Annotated in this window: 20 protein-coding genes; 7 read left to right on the forward strand and 13 right to left on the reverse strand. The window is 63.6% G+C overall.

What is annotated here, in order from left to right:
• Positions 1 to 75: 75 nt before the first annotated feature.
• The 7 genes from P1K30_RS16030 to P1K30_RS16060 form a co-directional block, all read right to left on the reverse strand.
• Positions 76 to 969, reverse strand: coding sequence for a hypothetical protein (locus P1K30_RS16030; RefSeq protein ID WP_275633770.1), 894 nt, complete (start codon positions 967 to 969; stop codon positions 76 to 78).
• Positions 970 to 1,453: 484 nt separating this feature from the next.
• Complete coding sequence (locus P1K30_RS16035) at positions 1,454 to 2,089, reverse strand: hypothetical protein (RefSeq protein ID WP_275633771.1); 636 nt, start codon at positions 2,087 to 2,089, stop codon at positions 1,454 to 1,456.
• A 266-nt stretch (positions 2,090 to 2,355) separates the two neighbouring features.
• Positions 2,356 to 3,186, reverse strand: coding sequence for an ABC transporter permease (locus P1K30_RS16040; protein ID WP_275633772.1), 831 nt, complete (start codon positions 3,184 to 3,186; stop codon positions 2,356 to 2,358).
• Entirely contained in the window at positions 3,187 to 4,026 is an 840-nt protein-coding gene (locus P1K30_RS16045; protein ID WP_275633773.1) for an ABC transporter ATP-binding protein, read from the reverse strand.
• A gap of 84 nt (positions 4,027 to 4,110) precedes the next feature.
• Positions 4,111 to 4,899, reverse strand: a complete 789-nt coding sequence (locus tag P1K30_RS16050) for an SDR family oxidoreductase (protein ID WP_275633774.1) — start codon at positions 4,897 to 4,899, stop codon at positions 4,111 to 4,113.
• Between the two features lie 79 nt (positions 4,900 to 4,978).
• The gene (locus P1K30_RS16055; RefSeq protein ID WP_275633775.1) at positions 4,979 to 5,980 is read right to left on the reverse strand and encodes an ABC transporter substrate-binding protein; all 1,002 of its coding nucleotides are present in this window, start codon (positions 5,978 to 5,980) and stop codon (positions 4,979 to 4,981) included.
• Positions 5,981 to 6,434: 454 nt separating this feature from the next.
• A complete protein-coding gene (locus P1K30_RS16060; protein WP_275633776.1) occupies positions 6,435 to 7,457 on the reverse strand; it encodes a nitrilase-related carbon-nitrogen hydrolase in 1,023 nt (340 codons plus the stop codon).
• Between the two features lie 225 nt (positions 7,458 to 7,682).
• Here P1K30_RS16060 and P1K30_RS16065 point away from each other — a divergent pair, with 225 nt between their 5' ends.
• Entirely contained in the window at positions 7,683 to 8,243 is a 561-nt protein-coding gene (locus P1K30_RS16065; RefSeq protein WP_275633777.1) for a GntR family transcriptional regulator, read from the forward strand.
• 166 nt (positions 8,244 to 8,409) lie between these two features.
• On the forward strand, positions 8,410 to 9,804 hold the full coding sequence (locus P1K30_RS16070; RefSeq protein ID WP_275633778.1) for an MFS transporter: 1,395 nt from the start codon (positions 8,410 to 8,412) through the stop codon (positions 9,802 to 9,804).
• 7 nt (positions 9,805 to 9,811) lie between these two features.
• On the opposite strand, the gene P1K30_RS16075 is transcribed toward P1K30_RS16070, so the two are convergent.
• Both P1K30_RS16075 and P1K30_RS16080 read right to left on the reverse strand, forming a co-directional pair.
• Positions 9,812 to 10,741 carry a dihydrodipicolinate synthase family protein gene (locus P1K30_RS16075; RefSeq protein WP_275633779.1) on the reverse strand — a complete coding sequence of 310 codons (930 nt, stop codon included), beginning with the start codon at positions 10,739 to 10,741 and terminating at the stop codon, positions 9,812 to 9,814.
• A 66-nt stretch (positions 10,742 to 10,807) separates the two neighbouring features.
• The gene (locus P1K30_RS16080; protein WP_275633780.1) at positions 10,808 to 11,404 is read right to left on the reverse strand and encodes an ABC transporter ATP-binding protein; all 597 of its coding nucleotides are present in this window, start codon (positions 11,402 to 11,404) and stop codon (positions 10,808 to 10,810) included.
• 301 nt (positions 11,405 to 11,705) lie between these two features.
• Between P1K30_RS16080 and P1K30_RS16085 the strand changes: the two genes are divergently transcribed.
• From P1K30_RS16085 to P1K30_RS23980, 3 genes are all read left to right on the forward strand, one after another.
• On the forward strand, positions 11,706 to 12,380 hold the full coding sequence (locus P1K30_RS16085) for an SDR family oxidoreductase (RefSeq protein ID WP_275633781.1): 675 nt from the start codon (positions 11,706 to 11,708) through the stop codon (positions 12,378 to 12,380).
• A 25-nt stretch (positions 12,381 to 12,405) separates the two neighbouring features.
• Positions 12,406 to 13,089, forward strand: coding sequence for an SDR family oxidoreductase (locus tag P1K30_RS16090; protein ID WP_275633782.1), 684 nt, complete (start codon positions 12,406 to 12,408; stop codon positions 13,087 to 13,089).
• Positions 13,090 to 13,237: 148 nt separating this feature from the next.
• Positions 13,238 to 13,414: a recombinase family protein gene (locus P1K30_RS23980; RefSeq protein WP_379562039.1), complete on the forward strand. Its 177-nt coding sequence runs from the start codon at positions 13,238 to 13,240 to the stop codon at positions 13,412 to 13,414.
• 17 nt (positions 13,415 to 13,431) lie between these two features.
• On the opposite strand, the gene P1K30_RS16095 is transcribed toward P1K30_RS23980, so the two are convergent.
• The 3 genes from P1K30_RS16095 to P1K30_RS16105 all read right to left on the reverse strand — a co-directional run bounded on the left by P1K30_RS16095 (position 13,432) and on the right by P1K30_RS16105 (position 18,126).
• On the reverse strand, positions 13,432 to 14,922 hold the full coding sequence (locus tag P1K30_RS16095) for a calcium-binding protein (RefSeq protein WP_275633783.1): 1,491 nt from the start codon (positions 14,920 to 14,922) through the stop codon (positions 13,432 to 13,434).
• A 688-nt stretch (positions 14,923 to 15,610) separates the two neighbouring features.
• Complete coding sequence (locus P1K30_RS16100; RefSeq protein ID WP_275633784.1) at positions 15,611 to 15,940, reverse strand: hypothetical protein; 330 nt, start codon at positions 15,938 to 15,940, stop codon at positions 15,611 to 15,613.
• Positions 15,941 to 16,035: 95 nt separating this feature from the next.
• Positions 16,036 to 18,126 carry a sensor histidine kinase gene (locus P1K30_RS16105; protein WP_275633785.1) on the reverse strand — a complete coding sequence of 697 codons (2,091 nt, stop codon included), beginning with the start codon at positions 18,124 to 18,126 and terminating at the stop codon, positions 16,036 to 16,038.
• 95 nt (positions 18,127 to 18,221) lie between these two features.
• Here P1K30_RS16105 and P1K30_RS16110 point away from each other — a divergent pair, with 95 nt between their 5' ends.
• Positions 18,222 to 18,878, forward strand: coding sequence for a LuxR C-terminal-related transcriptional regulator (locus tag P1K30_RS16110; RefSeq protein WP_275633786.1), 657 nt, complete (start codon positions 18,222 to 18,224; stop codon positions 18,876 to 18,878).
• A gap of 99 nt (positions 18,879 to 18,977) precedes the next feature.
• On the forward strand, positions 18,978 to 19,358 hold the full coding sequence (locus tag P1K30_RS16115) for a SecDF P1 head subdomain-containing protein (protein ID WP_275633787.1): 381 nt from the start codon (positions 18,978 to 18,980) through the stop codon (positions 19,356 to 19,358).
• 77 nt (positions 19,359 to 19,435) lie between these two features.
• Here the strand turns inward: P1K30_RS16115 and P1K30_RS16120 are convergent, their stop codons facing one another.
• Positions 19,436 to 20,413: a DUF808 domain-containing protein gene (locus P1K30_RS16120; protein WP_275633788.1), complete on the reverse strand. Its 978-nt coding sequence runs from the start codon at positions 20,411 to 20,413 to the stop codon at positions 19,436 to 19,438.
• Positions 20,414 to 20,592: the final 179 nt, after the last annotated feature.

The following is a 20,592-nucleotide window of genomic DNA, read 5'->3' on the forward strand; positions in this document are numbered from 1 at the left end:
TGGGTCGACGTCATCGGACTGGGCGGGGCTTTCGGTTGGTGATGCGCTCTGCTCTTTCCAAGCAAACCAAGGCCCTTAGGTGCCGCACTCGGGATATCCCTGAATGTCCAGTTCGAACGCGATCGCGACGTCGTTAACGTAAAGGAAATGCCATCCCGGCTTGGCGTCGGGCCAGATGTTGAGGTCAAATCGCAGCCCGACCGCGCCGCCGCTGGGAAAGCAGCCTTCGTGGCCGTCGTAGACTTCACCCGTTTCGGCCCAGTCCGCGCACATGTACCAGACCCGGTCGATCTCGATATCGCTATCGGCAGGAATCCAGTACCGCTGAACACCCCAAAGCTGATCGCCCAGCACGCGCAGCGTCGCGTCCGGTCGGTTTCCGCGCATCGTGTGGGTTGGGTCGACGTAGTCGGTGATGACCGAAACCGCTTGGCCAAGTGGGATCACGCGCTCGTCGCTGCCGGCAGCCGCGGTGATGGTGCTGGGCACGCGCGTCCAAACCTCGCGTCCGCCTTCGTCGCCATAGTTCCATTGACCGACGATGGTGTCGTCCGAGGCGACGCCCTTCGAGGTGCCGCCCCAATGGCCAAGCACTTGGTAGTAGTATTGCGCGCTGAACCGGCGGCCTGGCCCGACGGTGGCTTCGCTTTCGAACAGCGTGAGTTCGGGGATATACATGTCGATCAGCCATGGTGCGCTCGGGTCTCTGGTGAACGCGTACCAACAGCCGTCGCCGCCGGGGACGCAGGACCAGTTGCCGCCCTTGCTCAGCGTTGCGAAGGCAGAGGATATCGGCGCGTCCTCCCAAGTGATGCGCCAGTTGCCCTCTAGATCCAGATTGGGCCCCGTGTCGGTGCTGGCGAAATGCGCCCGCACGACCTCGGGGGGCAGCGGGGGATGGGGGGCGATTGTCTGATCCCGGATGCAGCCTGCGAAGCTGACGGAACCCGAGAGTTCCGTTTGACCCATGGCCCAACCAGCAAAGGCAAGCGCCATGGCTGGCGCGTCCGAAGGGTCGCCGAATCCCGAGAAGGATAGCGGACCCTGCACGCGCGCCGTATCTGCGCCCCATCCAGCGAAAGCGAGCGGGGTCTCGAGTGTCGGCGCATCCTTGGCCCAGCCCGAAAACGTCAGCTTTGGCTTGGGGGGCTCTTGGGTCTTGGCCCAGCCCGAGAAAGACAAATCACCGTCGATGGCGGGGTCCGGACCTCCGAACCCCGTGAAGGCAAGGGGGGCCGGCCGTACCACCGTTTCGGCCCCCCAGCCTTCAAACGCGACCGCCCCGCGGATGTACGTGCCTCGGTCGTTGCCCCAGCCGGAAAAACCGAGTGTTGCGCGGACCCGCGTGTTCTCGTCCGCATGCGATATGCCCACGGACCCGACCAGCGACGCGAGCAGAACGCAAAACCCGGCGCGTGCCTGCCTCAGGCTGGCAAGGCTCGATATCGGCGCGCTAGAAGTCACGTTCGAAAGTGAACACGGCAGTCTCGGGGCTGGTGCCGGGCCGAATGCAGTTGAACAACCGCGTGGGCGTGGAGGCCATGCATTCTTCAGGCAAACTGCCGTAGAACTCATCCGAGACCATTTCGATCATTTCTGCCTCGGATATGCCCGAGGTCTCGGATTCGTGGAACAGCTCCAGATGGCAGGCGCCCGTGCTCCATTCCTCGATCCGCGAGGGCGAGTGAACTGGGCCAAGCGTCAATTCGACGGTTTCGTCAATCTGCCGTGTGCCGCCGTTTCCGAAAACGCGGTCGAGACGCCGAAATTCGGTATAGGGGATTTTCTCGAACATGGCCTCTTCGATCGGGCGCCCGCCCACGTCGAACATCCCGCCGTGCAGGACAACCATCGCCTCGCCTACCACCTCGTGGTCGCCAGAACTGCCGTTGGAACTGAAAAACGAAACCACCTCGCACCTGACCGCTACCGCCCCGACCGTGGTTTCCAGATGAGAGATGTTCGCGTCCACCGAGACATTCAGGAAGTCGTTGAAAACAGGTGGCGCAGAGCTGTCCTGCGCGTGGCCCACGGCAGGCATAGCGACGATCAGCGAGACGATTGCAGGCAGGCTCCGGAGGGATTTCATGCGTGTCTCCTTGGCTGGATGCCAAGAACACTAGGAAAGCGTCGCCCTTGTGTAAAAGAAATTCAGGCATTTGCCCAAGCATCGCTGCGCCGAAGGACGAAGGCTGGATTGCAATGATCTGCCAAGACGGGACGCTAGGCCGCAAGGATTGCGAGCCTCGGTTTGGGGACTTGCCCCGTTCCCGACCAGCTCATTCGCGCCGCACAAAAAAGGCCGGGCGGTCGTCGCCCGGCCTGATGCGTTGGCCTCACGTTCTACAGAAAGGCTTACGCCTCGCTCGAGACGTCCGACTTGTTGCGCCACGGGATCGCGAAGCGTTCCACCATCTCGAGGGTGAAGAAAAAGCACATCCCGATCAGCGCGATGCAGATGATCGCAGCGAACTGGCGGGCGACATCGAAATTGGATCCGGCAATCAGGATCAGATAGCCCAGACCCTTGTCCGCCCCAATGAACTCGGCGACGATTGCGCCGATCACCGACAGCGCCGTGGCCAGCTTCAGCCCCGCGAAGATCGAGGGCAGCGCGTGGGGCAGGCGGAACTTCCAGAACGTCTGCCAAGCGCTCGCGCCCATCGAGCGGGCAAGATGGATCATCTCGTCCGACGCAGACCGCAGGCCCATCACCGAGTTGATGACGATGGGGAAGAACGACAGCAGGATCACGATGACGATCTTCGGCGTCATGCCATAGCCGAACCAAGTCAGAAGCAGCGGCGCGATGGCGACCTTGGGGATCGTCTGGCTGGCGACGATCAGCGGATAAACGCCCTTCTGGATGAACTTGGAATAGACGATGGCCACCGCCAGCGGCACACCGATCAACACGGCGCAGGTAAAGCCGAAGACGACCTCGAACATCGTCACCAGTGCGTTCGGGAACAGCCGGTGCCCGTAGGCCCGGAACTCCTGTGCGATGGCCGAGGGGGCGGGCAGGATGAAGGCCGGTACGTTCGCCAGCCGCACATAGGCTTCCCAGAACAGAAGAAGCCCGATCAGCGTCCAGACGGCCAGCGGCACGCCATTCAGCACTTTCAGGACGGGCGCAAGGGCGCGTGCGCCGTCCTGCTGCGGTTCGGTTGCGGATGCCATAGCCATTTATTCCTCCCGGAAGACGCCGAGGCTTTTGAAGATGCCGGTCAGCTCGTGGACGTATTGGATGAACTTGGGATCCTCGCGCATGGCGAGGCGGCGGGGTCGGGGCAGATCGATGTTCACGATACGCTCGACCCGGCCCGGGCGGGGCGTCATCACGACCACGCGGTCGCTGAGGAAGATCGCCTCGGGGATCGAGTGGGTGATGAAGAAGACCGTCATGTCGTCGTCGCGGCACAGCTTCAGCAGATCCAGCTGCAACTGGTCCCGCGTCATCGCGTCCAGCGCGCCGAAGGGCTCGTCCATAAGCATCAGTGGCGGCTTGTGCAGCAGGGCCCGGCAGATCGAGACCCGCTGGCGCATGCCGCCTGACAGCTCGCTGGGATAGGCGTCGTGGAAGTCGTCCAGCGACACCATCGACAGCAGGTCCATCGCGCGTGCTTCCGCCTCGGCCTTGTCCGTCTTGCGGATCTCGGCCTGGATCATCACGTTCTCCAGCGCCGACCGCCAGTCCAGAAGCACATCCTTCTGGAACACGATGCCCGCGTCGGGGTTGGGGCCGTTGATCTCTTTGTCGTCTACGGTGATCTGACCGGAACTGGCCGGAAGCAGACCCGACAGCAGCATCATCAGGGTGGACTTGCCGCACCCGGACGGACCGAGGATCGATACGAATTCGCCCCGGCGGATGTCGAGGTCGACGGGCTCAAGCGCCTGTACCCGGCCCTTGCGACCGTTGAACACCTTGGTGACGCCCTTGATCGAGACGTGCGCGGGGCCCGTGGATGTCAGGGTCTCGGTGGCGGGAGTGGACAGACTGTCTGGCGATAGGGGTGCGTTCATTGCTGGTTGTCCGGGCCCATGGGACCGCTCCTTGGTGTCAGGGGTGGCGTCCGGCGGGCGGGCGCCATTCGTGTGCGAGCGCGGTCAGACCGCGCGGATCATTCCTCCGTCGATGCGGATCGTGCTGCCGGTGACGTAAGAGGCAGGCCCCGAAGCCAGAAAGGCCGCGACCCCGCCGAATTCTTCCGGGCTGCCGTAGCGCCCCGCCGGGATCGTCGCGGCGGATGCCGCCTGCACGTCCGCAAGCGGTTTGCCGGTTTTCGCCGCCGCGCCGGTGTCGATCGAGATCACGCGGTCGGTCAGAATGCGGCCGGGCGCGAGGATGTTCACCGTCACGCCATCCCCCGCCACTTCACCTGCAAGGCTTTTCATGAAACCCACCAGCGACGACCGGAACGCGTTCGACACCGGCAGATGCGGGATCGGCTGGACGACACCGGACGAGGCGATGGTGAGAATGCGACCCCAGCCCTTCGCGCGCATGGGTTCCAGCAGGTCCAGTGTCAGCGTCACCAGCGGGGTGACCATCTTCGCATAGTGCTCTTGCATCACCATTGGATCGACCGAGGTGGGCAGGCCGGGCGGTGGACCGCCGGAATTGTTGACGAGGATATCGACATGCCCCGTAGGTTCGCGCGCTGCCGCCGCCAATGTCGCAGGCGCTGTCGTGTCGCCAAGGTCGGCCACCACGATATTGGCCCGATCCGCCTCATCGGCGGGCAATTCGCCCAGCAGCGCGGCAAGCTTTGCTTCGTCGCGACCGGCGAGGGTAACACCGGCGCCTTCGGCCAGAAGGGCGAGGGCGGTGGCTTTGCCAAGCCCCCCGGTGGCGCCGAGAACAAGCGCGTGGCGGTCTTTCAGTCCGAGATCCAAGGCGGCCTCTGTCGTTGCTTGCACAAAGGGCCGTGGGGTAGGCGTGCCACCCCACGGTTCGCGTCCGGAGATGAACCGGTCAGTTCATCGCCGTGGGGAGATAGGCGTCGGTGTAGATGTCGCCCGGGGTCAGACCCGGCTCCATGCCCGAGTATTTCTCTAGCAGGTCGATGGTCAGCTCGATGTCTTCCAGCGCGACGGTGCCATAGGGCATGTCTTCGGTCGCGGCGGTGTGCTCGTACTTTTCCATAACGACGATCTGCTCGAGGATCGCTTCGGGGTCCGCATCCGGTCGGTTCGCCATGATCGCGTCACGGGCGGCTTCCGGGTCGGCTTCGACATCGGCTTTCGCCTTGATGATCGCTTCAAGGAAGCCCGAGACCACATCGGGGTTCTCGGCAAGGAAGTCCTTCCGCACGATGACCGACGAGCCAAGGATGTTCACGCCGTAGTCGGCGAACAGCAGCGGCGGTTCAATCGGGTGCATCGCGGCCACCTTGTCGCCGTCCGGGTTGGCCCAGCCGTTGATGAAATCGACGTCGCCTTTCAGCAGCGCGACCCGGTCGTTACCGCCGTTGATGATGATCACTTCCACCTTCTCCAGGTCGATGCCGTTCGCTTCGGCGAAGGCCTTGATCATACCGTCCTCGAAATTGCCCGCGTCGGTGCCAAGGCGCTTGCCCTCGATATCCTTCGGCGATGCGATGCCCGAGCCTTCCAGCGAGATGATCGAGGTCGGGTCTTTCTGGATCAGGCCCGCGACCGCGATGATGGTGTCCGCACCGGCCGCTTTCTGGGCCTGAGCCAGCGCGCCGAGACCGGCGATGCCGATGTCGAAGTCGCCGTTGCCGACGGCTTGGATCGTGCCGGTAGAGCCGTTGCCGTCGACGATCTCGACGTCGAGACCTTCCTCGGCGAAGTAGCCGCTTTCCTTGGCGACGAAGAACGGGGCGTCGACCCCGCCGGTCACCCATGCAAGGCGCAGGCTGACATCCGTTAGGTCTTGGGCGAAGGCGGGCGTCAGGCCCAGCCCTCCGGCAAGAGCGACGCCGGAAAGTGTGCGTAGCAGAAAGTGTTTCATTTGGCTGGCCTCTCGTTTGGCGCCCGGATGTAGGCGGTTTCTCATCGGTCTTGAGTTGGCATTCACATGGTATGCCAGCAATAAACACGTCACAAAGGAAACCGGGGCCGGTGCGTGAAGCGACGGGAGCGATGCGCGATTTGCCTTAAATTTCCGCGCTGCGAGGCGGCCAATGTTCAAAATCGCTCGCAGCGGGAAAGGAATCGGGGCTGCGCGGAGGGCGGCTGAGCTTCACTGCCGCAGGAACCGAACGATCAGCCGATCTTGCGGTGATGCTGGCGGTCGGTCCAGCGACACTCGCGGATCTCGACGCGTCCGGTGCTGCCGTGCAGCATTCACACCGCCCGGCTGTTTCGTTCAGAGTGTAAGGGGGGGGGCAGGGGCCGACCGATTGGCCGGTGTCGCGGGCGCGGCGCCGTGGCGCGCGCCCGCGAGATGGGTTTTATCAGCGCGGTCAGTCGCGCAGGACGCCGGCGGCCGACATGTTGGCCAGCGCTTTCTGATGTACCGCCGCGAAATCGTCGTTGGTCTCGACAGAGGCCTCGGCCAGACTGTTCGCTGGGTAGAAATCGGCGCTGCCGTAATAGTCGCGGTACATTTCGAACCGCGACCGCATCAGGCCGTTCGCCATCCCGGTGTCATGCCGCGCCGCCTGAAGCGCCTCGACGTCGATCATCGCGGAACAGGCGTTCGACGCCTTGTCGCTTTCCTCGAAGGCGATCAGGTCGCCGCGATAATCGACGATCATCGAGTGCCCGCCGGTCAGCGTGTCTGAAAAGCCCGCGGTGCCCGAAAGATTGCACGAGATCAGGTAGACCATGTTCTCCGCCGCGCGGCAGCGTTTCGCGCAGTCCGCCAGCGTGCTGACCGGCGCGTTGTCGGGGTGCAGGATGACCTCGGCGCCACGCAGCATGAACGAGCGGGTGATCTCGGGCACCGAGACTTCGCCACAGGGAAAGATCGCCAGACGGCCGAGTTCGGTGTCGACCACCGGGAAGATGCCGTCTTCGCCATAGGCCGCGCGGTATTCGTCAAGGATGTCGTGCGGCGACGTCCAGCTGCCGGTGTTGATCCGACGATAGCGCAGGATGACCTCGCCTTTCGGGTCCAGCAGGAAAGAGGAGTTGAAATAGCGGTCGGGCCACTTCGGATCGACCTCGAAATGGTTGCCGGCAATATAGATGCCGCGCTTGATCGCAACCTCGGCCAGACGATCGGTGATGGCGCCGGGGATCGTGGTGCAAGCGCGTTCGATCCAGACGCTTGCGGGCAGGCTGCGTTGCGGGCCCTGAAAGACGAACTCGGGCAGAACCACCAGTTTTGGCGGCGCGTCGCTGTCGCAGGCAGCCTCGATGGCGGCGAGAGCGACATCGATATTGCCGTTGATGACGGCCCAGGCGGCCTCTTTGGTCTCGGCGGGGAAGGCGAGTTTGCTGTCGACTTGTATACAGGTTGCGCGCCAGGGCGTGATGGCCATGTGAAGGCTCCGGTCGTTGGAAGGCCGCGGGTTCGGGCGGCGGGTGGGAAGCGGGGAAGTGGGCGCGCAGCGTCATGCGCGAAACATCTTCCAATAGGTGCTCCAATGGCATACCGATGGTACGCGAGCCGTCAAGGCGCAGTACGAGTACGAATTTGGTTCTTGCGGGCACCTGCCGCTTTTTTGAGCGGCAGGTGCCGCTGGCCGGGAAGGGAAGGACGAAGAATGGAGGATCTGAACGCAAGCGCAGTCCGCGAACGGCCGGTGGAAGAGGCGGGCGTCAGCCTTGCCGACTTCGCCTATGGGCGCATCCTCGACCGGATGCTGTCGGGTGAGCTGAAGCCGGGGCAGGTTCTGCAAGAGCGGCGGCTGGCCGAGGTCCTGGGCATCTCGCGCACCCCAGTCCGCGAGGCGCTGGGGCGGCTGGAGGCGGAACAGCTTGTGTCGCGCCGGCAGGGTCGCATGCTGGTCGTGGCCGAACTCAGCGTCGAAAACTACGTCAGCCTTCTGGACATGCGCCGCATCCTCGAGGTCGAGGTCTCGGGCCGCGCCACCGGGCGCATCACGCCCGAGGCGTTGCTGAAGGTCGAAGTCGCGATCATCGCGCTGCGCGACGCCGCCGAGGTCAGCACCTCGGAGCACTGGGACGTCGACGATCTCGTTCACAACACCATCGCAGAGGCGGCGGGCAATCCGATGATCGTGGCCGCGATCCGCGATCTGCGCCGTCGTACGCACCTGTTCAACACCGCGCGCATCTCGCATCGCCGCAAGCCCGGCGCCTAAGAGCACCTTGCGCTGATCCGCGCCGTCGCGGCAGATGACCCCGAGCGGTCGCGCGACCTGATGGGTGCGCATCTTGACCACGTGCGCGATGCGATCATCGACTATATCCTTGGCCGCAGAACCTGACCGGATACCAGACACCTTGACGGACGACCTTCCAACGGAGATGCTCCAGCGCCGCCGCTTGATGCTTGTCGCGGCGCTGCTGGCGTTGTTCCTTGCCGCGCTGGAACAGACGATCATCGGCCCGGTGATGGGGGACATCGCCGCCGAACTGGGCGGCGGGCGTCTGCTGCCCTGGGTCGCCACCAGTTATCTGATGGCGGCAACCGCGACGGCGCCGATCCTTGGCGCGTTTGCCGACATCCACGGACGCCGCCGCGCTTTGCTGATCGCGGTGGGGCTGTTCGTCATCGGCTCGGTCGCAGCGGCACTGGCCCGCGACCTTGCGCTGCTGGTCGCGGCGCGGGCGTTGCAGGGCGCGGGGGCAGGGGGATTGATCGCGCTGCCCTTCGTTGTCGTCGCCGACCTTGTGCCGATGCGCAAGCGGGCGTTGTTCGCCGCCGGGATCTCGACCATCTATGCGGTGTCCTCGGTCTTTGGGCCCGTCGCGGGCGGCATCCTTGCCGACAACCTGCATTGGAGCGCGGTTTTCTGGCTGAACTTGCCGTTGGGCGCGTTGGTCGCCGTCATGATCCTGATGGCAGACCGCACCGGCGCGGCACGGCGGACGCGGAAGATCGACGTATTGGGCGCGGGGCTTCTGTCTTTGGCGACGTTCGCGACGATACTCGCGCTGGACAACGCGACGGGCTCGGCCGCGAATGCGGTGGTTGCGCTGGGCTTCCTGGCCGTGGCGGCGGTGTTCTGGGTCGGCTTCGGTTACCGCATGACCCGTGCCGCCGACCCGCTGGTGCCGGTTCACGTACTGACCGAGCGGACGATCCTTCTGAACGCGGTGGCGCTGTTCTGTGCGCAGGGCGCCAATATCGGGCTGGCGATCTACCTGCCGCTGTACTGGCGTTCCGCCTTCGGGATGACGGCGACCGAGGCGGGGGTGGCGATCCTTGGCTTCCTCAGCGGGGTGATGCTGGGCCCGTACCTTCCGCCGCGCCTGCTGCTGCGCGACCCGCGCTATCGTCCGATCATGCTGGCAGGGGCAAGCATCGCGGTCGTCGGAGGTCTTCTGCTGGCGGTCGTCATCGGCGCTGGCGGAAGCTTTGCGATGGTCGAGGTCGGGTCGTTTTCGCTGGGGGTCGGTGTCGGCATCATGTACCCGATCTTCCTGCTGGCGGTGCAGAACGCGGCGCGGCCCGAGAACATGGGCGCGGCGCTGGGAGTGATGGGCTTTATGCGGGCGATGGGCGCGACGGTCGGCGCGTCTGCCGCCGGGCTTGCCGCCGTGGCCTCGGGACTTGATGGGGGGCTTGATGGCAACGGCGGGGCGGGCTGGCCGGCGTGGACGCTGGTGGTGCCAGCGATCCTGATGATGGCGGTGGCGCTGATGGCCTGCCTGTGGATGCCCGACCGAGAGCTTGAAGGCTACTCCAGCCGGGCCTGATCCCCAGTCAGCCGCAAAGGTCCGCGAGCCGCGCTTCCTGCCGTTTGATGAGCGTTTCGACCTCTGCCACCGCGGCAGGGGCGAGCGGCGCACCGGGCGCGCGGATCTTCGACGAGGCGATCACCCCGCGCGCGTGGAACACGTACTTGCGCACCGCCAGTCCGACGCCCGGCTGCTGTTCGTACCGTACCAGCGGCAGGTAGGCGTCGAAGATGTCGCGCGCGTGTTCGATCTCGCCCGCGGTCATCAGCTTGCAAACATCGGCCATCATACGCGGGAAGCAGAAGCCGGTCATCGCGCCGTCGGCGCCACGGGCCATTTCCTCGGGCAGAAACATGCCGCCATTGCCGCACAGAATGGCGGTTCGACGGCGTCCTTCGGCCTCGGCCTTGCGCAGCGCCGAAATCTTCTCAAGCCCCGGCCAGTCCTCGTGCTTGAGCATCACGATGGACGGATGGGCTTCGAAGATGCGGCCAAGGGTGGCGGTCGAAATCGGGACGGTGGTCGACAGCGGGAAGTCCTGCAGAACCAGCGGGACGTCGGTGCCGATGGCATCGACGACGTTGGTGTAATACGCCTCGATGGTTTCGTTGGTGGTCAGCGACGGCGGCGGTGCGACCATGACGCCAGCCGCGCCCGCGTCCATCGCGGCCTTGGTCAGTTCCGAAATCGCAACGAGGCCCGAGGCCGACACGCCGACCACGACGGGCAGGTCTGGCACACGGCCAATCACCCGTTCCACGAAGGTCCGAGCCTCGGGCTGGGTCAGCTTGGACGCTTCGCCCATCATGCCAAGGATCGTCAGCCCGCTTGCGTCCTCCTTCACGTAGAAGTCGGTCAGGCGGTCGGTGCTGTCGAGGTCTAGCGATCCATCCTCGGCAAATGGGGTCGCCGAGATGGTGAAGACACCGTTGGACCGGGCAGTGATAAGCGGCATGGAAACTCCGTATCGTCAGGGCCGGCCGCGCACGAACGTGAAAGCCGCGCGCCGCGGGCGGGGGGCTTACTCGGCGGGGACGTAGACCACGTCCTCGCGGGTCAGCGCGTCGAGCGCGCCGAAGGGCTCGTCCATCAGCAGGATTTTCGGATCGAGGATCAGCGACCGCGCGATGGACGCGCGCTGCTGCATGCCGCCCGACAGTTCGTGGGGCATCCGGCCGCCCATGTCGCCCAGCCCGACCATCTCAAGCAGTGTCTGCGCGCGGGCACGGTCGTCGGCGGTCGTTCGGCGCAGGGCGCGGACGGGGTAAAGCACATTCTTCAGCACCGACAGCCAAGGCAGTAGCGTCGGGCGTTGGAACACGATGGCGACCTGCGAGAACCCCCGCCGCCGCTTTCCGCCACCGATCCAAATGTCCCCGTTGCTCGGCTCCTGAAGCCCGGCCAGCATCCGCAGCACCGTCGACTTGCCGCAGCCGGAGGGGCCGACAAGCGACACGATCTCACCGTCCTGAATGCGCAGGTTAAAGTCTTCGACCGCCGTCAGGTCTTCGCCGGTCCGGGTGCGGAATGTCACCCCGGCGTGGGCGAGTTCGATCAAGGTTTGCGGCGCGCCCGAGGGAGCGGCGTCCACGGTGCGCAGATGCGATACGGTTGCCATTCACTTATCCGGAATAGTGTCGTTAAAACGGGGGTCTGTTGTAAAAGGTGCGCTGAAAGAATTTGGCATACCAGCTGCACACCGGAAAATCCCGGCCTTGTGCTCGTTTTCGCTGCACAACCGGCCAGAGCCGTATCAAAGTGCCTTGCGATTGTGCGCTTGGGCGATGTGAAACGTCTCAGGCCGATGGCTTGGCTTGTGGTTTGGTATGACATCGGAATACCGATGACACACCAAAGTCGCGGAGCCGTCGAATCCGACGCGCCCGCGCGGAACGACGCAACAGGACGAAAGGCACCGGATGGCCACCATCCTTATATCGGGCGCGAACCGGGGCATCGGTCTAGAGCTTGCCCGACAATTCGCCGCCGACGGCTGGGAGGTCATCGGCACCGCACGCCGCCCCGAAGCCGCCGACGCGCTTCGCGCCACCGGGGCAGAGGTTCTGCCTTTGGAAGTGACCGACCCCGCATCGATCGCTGCGCTGGTTCATTCGCTGAACGGGCGCCCCATCGACGTGCTGATCGCCAATGCGGGCATCGCCATCAACCTCGAGGCAAAGCCCGCCGAGGTCACTAAGGACGAGTTCCTCAAGGTCGTCGGCACCAACACCTTCGGCCCGCTCGCGTTGGCCACGGCGCTGAAACCGAACCTGCTGGCGGGCGAAAAACGCATCGTCACCGCGATGTCGAGCCTGATGAGTTCCATCGAGGCGAACGACTGGGGAAAGCAGTACAGTTACCGCGCGTCGAAGACCGGGTTGAACGCCGTCTGGCGCGCTCTGACGCTGGAGTGGGAGCCCGAGGGACTGACCTGCGTTTTGCTGCGCCCCGGCTTCGTGGCAACCGAAATGACAGGCGGGCAGGGGCTTGCGGTCGAGGAAAGCGTCGCCGGTATGAAGCGTGTTGTCGAAGGGCTGACCCCTGCGGATGCCGGCCGGATCATCGGCTACGACGGGCTGGATGTCCCGTGGTGATCGTCCTCGCGAAAGGAATGAAGTGATGCCTACCGTTCTGATCACCGGCGCCAACCGTGGCATCGGGCTGGAATTTGCCCGCCAATACGCCGCCGAGGGCTGGGAGGTGCTTGCCGCCAACCGCACACCGTTCAAGCCGATGGACATCGTCGACCTCGGCCCCGGCACCCGCGAGCTGCGCTATGACGGGCTGAACGAAGCGTCGGTCGCCGACGTCGCCGCCCGGCTGAAAGGCCATGCCATCGACGTGGCGATCATGAACGCGGGCTATGGCGACGACCAGCAGCTTGCGCCGGAAGAGATCCACGAGGCGCACTGGCAGCGGATGATGCTGACCAACACCTGGGCGCCGTTCCGGCTGGCCACGCTGATCGAAGAAAACCTGAAGGCCGGCGAGAAGAAGACGCTGGTCGAGATCTCCAGCCTTGCGGCGTCGAACGGCACCTACACCGGCAAACGCCAGTTCGTTTACCGCGCCTCGAAAGCCGCGCTGAACCAACTGTGGCGCTCGTTGGCGGCAGAGTGGAAGCCATGGGGCTGCATCTGCCTCGCCCTTCGTCCGGGCCTTGTCCAGACACGCATGACCGACTATGCGGGCGAATTGCTGCCCGAAGAGTCCGTGACGCAGTTGCGCCAGGTCATAGCCAACGCAACGCCCGAGCAAAGCGGCATGCATATCAATTACGACGGGGCGACTGTCCCGTGGTGATCGGGTGCAGAGCAGGGCATGCCAGTAGCGTACGGCGATGACCAGGCACACCCTGAGGTGCCCCTATATTTGTAGACGTCTTGCCGCCTAACTGTGAGGCGAGGAGGCCCTCAGGGAGACTGTGGCGACCAATGCCGACGAATTCGCCATGAGCCTTCAGCCGGTCATCTTAGATCTTCGGGCAGGAGGTTGCACCTCGCTCCCGCAGATAATGGACGCCCTGAACGAACAGGGCATCCGAACGCGACAAGACCGCCGCTGGCATGTCTCGAACGTGCGGAACCTGCTTCGACGGTTGGATAGGGCCAAGGCTCCGTTATTTTGAGCCATTGGCCCAAATGTTCAGAGAAGGAAATCGCTCTCGGTCACGCCGGTCACATTTTCCAACTCGATCCGCATGTCGGACAAGCCATCGCCGTTCGTATCGGCAAAAACGACGGTGTCACCCGACGTGTTCACGTAGGTGCGGATGCTGGGGCCGGTACCACTGTAGGAGCCCAGGATCGAAAGGTCGAACTGCCCCGTCAGCATGCCCGAAAAGTCCAGCACATCCTGTCCCGGCGTGAAATCGGTGATCACGTCGCTGCCGCTGCCGTCACTGTCCGACACGCGGGTGAAAACGAAATTGTCCTGACCCGCACCGCCGGTCATCGTGTCAGCGCCCTCGCCACCTTTCAGCGTGTCGTCGCCGTCGTTTCCACTCATGATGTCGTCGCCTAGGCCGCCTGCCAACAGGTCGTCGCCCTCGCCGCCGTCCATGATGTCTACGCCGCTCCGGCCCAGCAGAACGTCGTTTCCAGCGTCGCCGTCGAGAACGTCGTCGCCGCGCCCGCCGTCCACGGTGTCGTCGCCCATCCCGCCGTCGATCGTGTCGCGGCTGCCTTCGCCCGACAGGTCATTGTCCCCGGCATTGCCCGTCATGACGTTGCGAGAGCTATTGCCGGTCCCGTCGATGTCCGACGCGCCCAGAAGGGTAAGGTTTTCTATGAAGTCGCCAAGGGCGAAATCGGCCTGACTCTCAACCGTGTCCACACCGCCACCGGGCGCTTCGTAAAGTCGGGCATTTGTATCGTCAATTATGAAGACATCGTTGTCTGCGCCACCGTCGACCCACCCGGACACGAAACCGCCGCGGCCATCGAAAATGTCCATGCCGGCCCCAAGAACGACATCTCCCAAGATAGTTCCTGAATTGATCACGGTCTCGTCGCCGAAATCGCCTCGGACGCCATCCCCCGAGACTCCTGTCGTGGCAATAATACCTGCGTTCTCTAGAGTATTGACTTCACCTGCAAGCGTATTGAATTCAAACCCATTGCGATCCCCGGTGATTTCGCCAGAGTTGTAAACCTTTGAGCCATTTCCAGAGACGTTAACCCCGTCGAACTCCCCGGCTATAAGCCCGGTATTGGTCAGGAGATTATTGTCGCCCTCCATCGAAATTCCATCGCTTTGACCATATGCCGTCCCGGCATTCAGGATCTTGCTCCCATCGCCGATCATCTGGATCGCACGATCATTTAGGCCGGTTACCTCTCCGTAGTTGTAGATCTCGTGATTGTTGCCCGACATCTCGATACCGTCGCTGCTGCCAAACACACTGCCGGTGACTCCCACGTTGACGGTATTGCCTGATGAGCCAGCATCCGAGTCGACGGCGTCGGTCTGGCTGTAAACCGTGCCGTCGATCACCAGAGTTGCACTGAAAAAACCTAGAAAGTCGAAAGCATCCGCTACATTTGACAATGTAAATCCTTCACGAAGGACCCACAGGTCCGAGTTGGCATCCACATCGACGCCGTCGAAGTCTGTTCCAATGTATCTGACTGCCATTTACTTACTCCCTTTTCACCGTAGTGCTCCGATCGCCCAGCATCCTTGAGATCTGAACGCTAACGAGTGGAGCAGCCCTAATTTGGCCGTTCCCACTTCAATCAAAGGCCTACCAAACCGCAACTTTTTAAGCGCGGCTTCCCTTGGCGGTATCCTTCCAGGAATGAGGAAGTCAGTGGTTGGCGGCAGGTGGCTCTGAGAAACGCACAAAAGTTGGTGGTGCCCTGAGGGGCGGCATACCATGGCGGCGTTCAACCGTCGACAATTCTCAGCCGAGAAAGGGATATACCACAGGTTGCAGAATACCATCACCCAGCTGCCCGATCCATCGAAATTTGGGTCCGACCCATTCACCGATGCCCCCTGCAAGGCTTTGTCAGAAGGATTCCGGTTGAGCGTGGCAGAGCGGGTCATGCAGCGCTTTCCGCGGGAGCGAGGTCTACGGAAATCCGCAGCCGTTCACACTGTGGTCGGCAACGCATTCAACTCGGAGCGAAGCCTCTTCTCCAGGGCCCACTATAAAGAGAACCGCGCCGCCTCTCTCGCTGAGTGGCGCGGTCTTTGCGCAGTGTAAGGGACAGCCCTCCTGTCCCACTAAAATCCGGTTCGAGTTCCTCGGACGGTACCCTGCAAAACGCATAAGCGAGGGGCGTCTATCCGCCCCTCGCGTCTTGTGTCCAGCGGCGCTTCACCGGCAGTAGTACAGGTTGATCATCTGGCTTCCGTCGCTCCAGGTCGCGCGGCCATCCGAGAACAGGGTGTAGATGGCGCCGGTGGTGCCGACGTAGCGGTTCGTGTTGCCGACGCGCTGGTAGTACAGCGAGTTGCCGTTGCGGCCGAGGGGGTAGGCGTAGAAGCCCGACGAGAAGTCACCGGCCAGCACGTTGACCTTGTCGCTGTTGTTGAAGCAGTACTCGCGCGCCTGTTGGGCTTGGGCAGCGCCGGTCCCTGCAAGGGTGCCAAGGGCGAGGGTGGCGAAAAGGGCGGTGCGGGCGATTTTGTTGGTGATCGAAATCATTGTCTTTGTCCTGTGTTCTGGGCATCGGAACCATTTCCTGCCCTGTGACATCAGGATTACCGAGAGACCGCCCGCAGACACATGAGGGCGATCCCTCATTCGGTTCCGGCGGACTGTCGCAGGGGGGCGGGTCCATCCCCGTGATCAGCCGCACCCGACGACGCGGCCCCATCCTCGCGGGACGGTCGCAGGCCCTCGACGGCGAAGCACGACCCGCGCCCCTTGATGCTTCGGATCGACAGGCCGAGGTTCTGCCGCGCTGCCAGAAACTCGGCGCTGACCAGACCGATGCCCTCGCCATCGACCTGGTCCGACTGGCTTCCGCGCCGGTACGCTTGCCTGACGTCCGCGATCTCTGCCTCGGTCAGGCCGGGGCCGGTGTCATGGACTTCAAGCGTGACCGTCTCGCCGCCTCTGCGCACGCCGATCAGCACCGACCCCTTGTCCGTATACTTGATGGCGTTCGACAGGAGGTTCGACACGATGCGGATCAGGGCGACGGGCGCCACGTCGACGGCAAGCGAGCAGGGCACATAGCGCAGCCGCAGTCCCTTCGCCGCGGCCTCGTCCGAGAACATGCGGACCGCGTTCCTGAGAATGACGTCCAGCGGCACGACGTCGGACGCATCGCCCCGGTCGTGGCCGTGATCCGGTCCCGCGTCGGGATCCGGGCGCGCATCTTCAAGACTGTCCTCCAATATGGCCCCTAAGTATTCGAGGCTTGGGCGCAGCGCCTCGGCCAAGCTTGGGGCATCACGCTCTGCCTCGGTCAGGGACAGGCGCAGCGACAGGAGCGGCTGGCGAAGGTCGTGGCTTGTGAGTGCCAGCCGCGAGCGGTGGCGCTCGGCCAGATCCCGCGCCTTGTCCAGATCCATCCGGGCCGACAGGAGGGTCTCGGCCAGCCGCGCCTGCTCGCGCGAGGCGTCAAGCTCGGCTTCCCGTGCGACGTCCCTCTGGCGCCGAAGCCCGAAGGTCTGGCTTGCGATGGCGGCCGCGAAGATCAGCCCATCGACGACAAAGAGAACCGCCAACCACGCCGTATCCGGCCTCACCATGTTTGGAATTTCGCCCTGAATGTACACGAACAGCGTCCACAGCACGCCGGTAAACAGCACGGCCGCGCCAAGGGCGAAGATCCGTCCGCCCTCGATCCTGTGCCTGACAAGCGTGTATGAGACTGCCGCTGCATAGCTGGCGATCAGCGCGGGCAGCACCGCCATACCGCCGACCTGCGCGATCGCCGCCGATCGGGTCATGAGGGTGTCTGTGAAGGTCTCGTACGAACCGGCCCTGTCTCCTGCAATTAAGACGACCGCCACTATGACCGTGAACTTGAGCAGGAAAAGGGCGAGGCCGACCCAGAACACTGTTCTGCCCGCCGCGGCGAGCGGATGGTCGGGCAGGCCCTCGGAGACGAACGCCTGCGTGAAGCGCACGTGGGCAAGCAGCAGGAACGAGGTCAGGATCTGTTCGAGGATCGCGATAATTCCGACGGGCATCGTCCCGGGCAACAGGGTCATCGGGTAGAATTCGCGTGTCCAGATCAGCGCCGCCACGAATCCGAAGTACAGCGCGTATCTTCGGGCCGGGCGGGACCGGAGCAGGCTGCCGAAGGTCAGAAAGAACAGGATGAGCAGGCCGCAAGACGCGAGGAGGCCGCCGAAAAGGTGGGTCCGGTCGCGGATCGCAGCGTCGAAGTCGACCTCGGGCAGCATCGTGACGGGAAAGGTGGTGTTTTCGGTGTAGTCCGATGACATCAGGCGCACCCGCAGTTCAACGGTCTCGAAGGCGCCGACCGCGATAGGCCACGAGGCAAGTCGCGCATGGTCGGCCTGCCGATCCTCCAGTGTCATACCCGGGTCGTTGGCAAGGATCTCGAACGGACCGTCGTCGAGCATCTGGTACAGGACGATACCGACGATTTGCTCTGTCCCCAGATCGACTCGCCACGCGCCGGGGTAGTCGTCGATGCTGGTCAGCCGGACGCAGCCGAAAACGGCGTGTTCGTGAGGCAGGGTGCCCAACACGTCCAACAGAGGGGTGCCGCTTTCGACCGGGCAGATTTCCTGATCCAGCGCGTCGATCTGCACCATGTGCGCCAGCAGGTTGTCGACCTTTTCGAGGTCGGTGATGTCAAGCGAGGACGGAAGCGTCGGGACCAGTCGGCCGCCGGGGGGCTCGAACACCCCGTTCAAGATAAGCGCGCCGGGCGCAAGCAACGCGAACGTGACCGCGATAGTGCAAAATGCTATGCCAAGAAGCCAGGCGCGGAGAGAGGAAAATGGACGCATCGTCGAAACCGGATTTCCGTAAAATCGTAATTGCCGACGATCATGCAGTCGTCCGTGACGGTCTCAAAGCAGTTTTGGCCGGTCTGGAGCGCGTTTCGATAGTGGGCGAGGCCGAAAACGGGATCGAGGCGCTGGCGCTGGTCAAGACGATGCGCCCCGATCTTTTGCTGCTGGACAGCGCCATGCCACTGGCGCGCGGGATGGAAGTGTTCGGCGAGGTCCGTCGCTGGTCGACGGGAACGCGATGTGCCGTGATCACCGGCATGACCTCTGCGCAGGGGCTTGCCGACTGGATCGCGGTCGGCGTGGACGGACTGTTTTTGAAGAACTCGCCGCCCGAAGAACTGGCGCGCGGCATTTCCATGATCCTGGACGGCGAGACCTTCGTCGCGCGCGCGGTGGTCGACATCCTTGAAGCGGCGGAAAGCGCGGGCCGCGAGGACCTGACGCTGCGCGAGCGGCAAGTCCTGTACCTGATCGCCGAAGGCTGCTCGAACGCGGCGATTGCCGAGCGGCTGTCGATCAGCGCCAAGACCGTGGATAACCATCGGACGCGCCTGATGGCCAAGCTTCAGGTTCATTCCGTGGCGCAGCTGATTGCCTATGCCCTCAAGTCGGGGCTGCTGGAAGGCGACCAGTTTCTCTGATCCCGGGCCGCCCGGAATGAGGGATCGGCCTCAGCGACTTTGCGGCCGGAACGGCTAGCCTACCCGTGACACCAACCTGATGTTGCGAGGTATGAAATGATGATCTTTCTTAGAAAATTTGCCCTGTCCAGTCTCACTGCGGTGCTGCTGTCCGGGCCGGCATGGGCCGAGTGTTCAGATGCCGCGCTGGCGCTTGTCATCGGTGACACCAGCTGGCCGGTGACGATCACCTCGGCCAAGGCGCTTACGGACCCAGAGACCGACCGCGCGGGCGTTTCGATGGTCTTCGACGCACGCAGCGCCCGCACGATGGGGCAGGTGACGACGGATCGGGTCGGCGAGACGATGGCAATCGAAAACGAAGGCCGGCTTGTGCTGGAGGCCGTCATCCACGCACCCGTACTTGACGGGCATGTGGACATTCGCGGCTTTGACAACGACAGGGCCAGCGAGATCGTCGAGAGCCTTTGCGGAAAGTAAGACGCGGTTTTTGCGCAGTGTAAGCGACGATGGTGGCGCCTAGGTGGAGCCGAGCTCGACCTCGTCTGGCGAAACCCTCACCCCGCCTTCGCGACGTCGTTTTTCCGAAAAAGCCCAAGCAGCGGATCGATCGCGAACTTTGCGACCGGGATCAGGAGAAGCCCAAGGAAAAGCCCGACCAACCCGTCCAGAAAGGCGGTGACAGTCCACTCGACGGCGCCGGCCATCGAGGGCACCGCCGCTGCCGCCGAGACTGCTAGGTCGTGAATGATGTCATAAGGGGCGTGCAGGCCAAGATCGTGCAGCCCGTGAAGGATGATCGATCCGCCCACCCAGATCATGGCCGCCGTGCCGACCACGACCAGAAGCCACATGAGCTTCGGCATTGCGCGCACGATGAAGACGCCGACCTTTCGCGTGATCGACAGCCTCCCGGCGGACGCCATATGCAGGCCAAGGTCATCGGCCTTCACGATCAACGCGACAGCGCCGTATACGACGACGGTGATCAGCAGACCCGCAACCGCGAGCGCGGCCGTCAGGAACCAGATCGACAGGTCCTCGGGCAGTGCCGCAAGGGTGATCGTCATGATCTCGGCAGACAGGATGAAGTCGGTCTTGATGGCTGCGGCGACCTTTTTCTCTTCAAGGTGCGCATCCTCGAGCTTGGCCGCGTAGACCTCTTCGGCGTGGTGATCGTTCGGATTAATGGCGTGCCAGACCTTCTCGGCGCCTTCGAAGCACAGATACGCGCCGCCCAGCATCAGCAGCGGCGTGATGGCCCACGGCGCGAAGGTGGACAGGAGCAGCGCGAGCGGCAGCAGGATGACAAGCTTGTTGAACAGAGATCCGCGCGCGATTTTCCAGACGATCGGGATTTCGCGGTCGGCGGAGAACCCGTGAACGTATTTCGGGGTCACTGCCGCGTCATCGATCAATGCGCCTGCTGCCTTCGAGGACGCTTTGACGGCCTGACCGACGACATCGTCCACCGAGGACGCCGCCACTTTGGCGATGGCCGCCACGTCGTCGAGAAGCGCCAGAAGTCCGCTCATGTCCTGTCCTTTTCCGTTTCACGCCAACCGCGGAGACCGGATTGCCTTGGGTTGCACTGGGAATGAAATAGTTCGTCAGGGTCCGAGGCAACAGATAGCGGGTTTGGTGGAGAGGAAAACATCGCGTCGGCTGAAGATGCGCGCCGAAGCAGGGCAGGCCGACACCACCCATCGCCGAG

It is taken from the genome of Psychromarinibacter halotolerans (genome assembly GCF_029168315.1).
GTDB classification, from domain to species: Bacteria; Pseudomonadota; Alphaproteobacteria; order Rhodobacterales; family Rhodobacteraceae; genus Psychromarinibacter; species Psychromarinibacter halotolerans.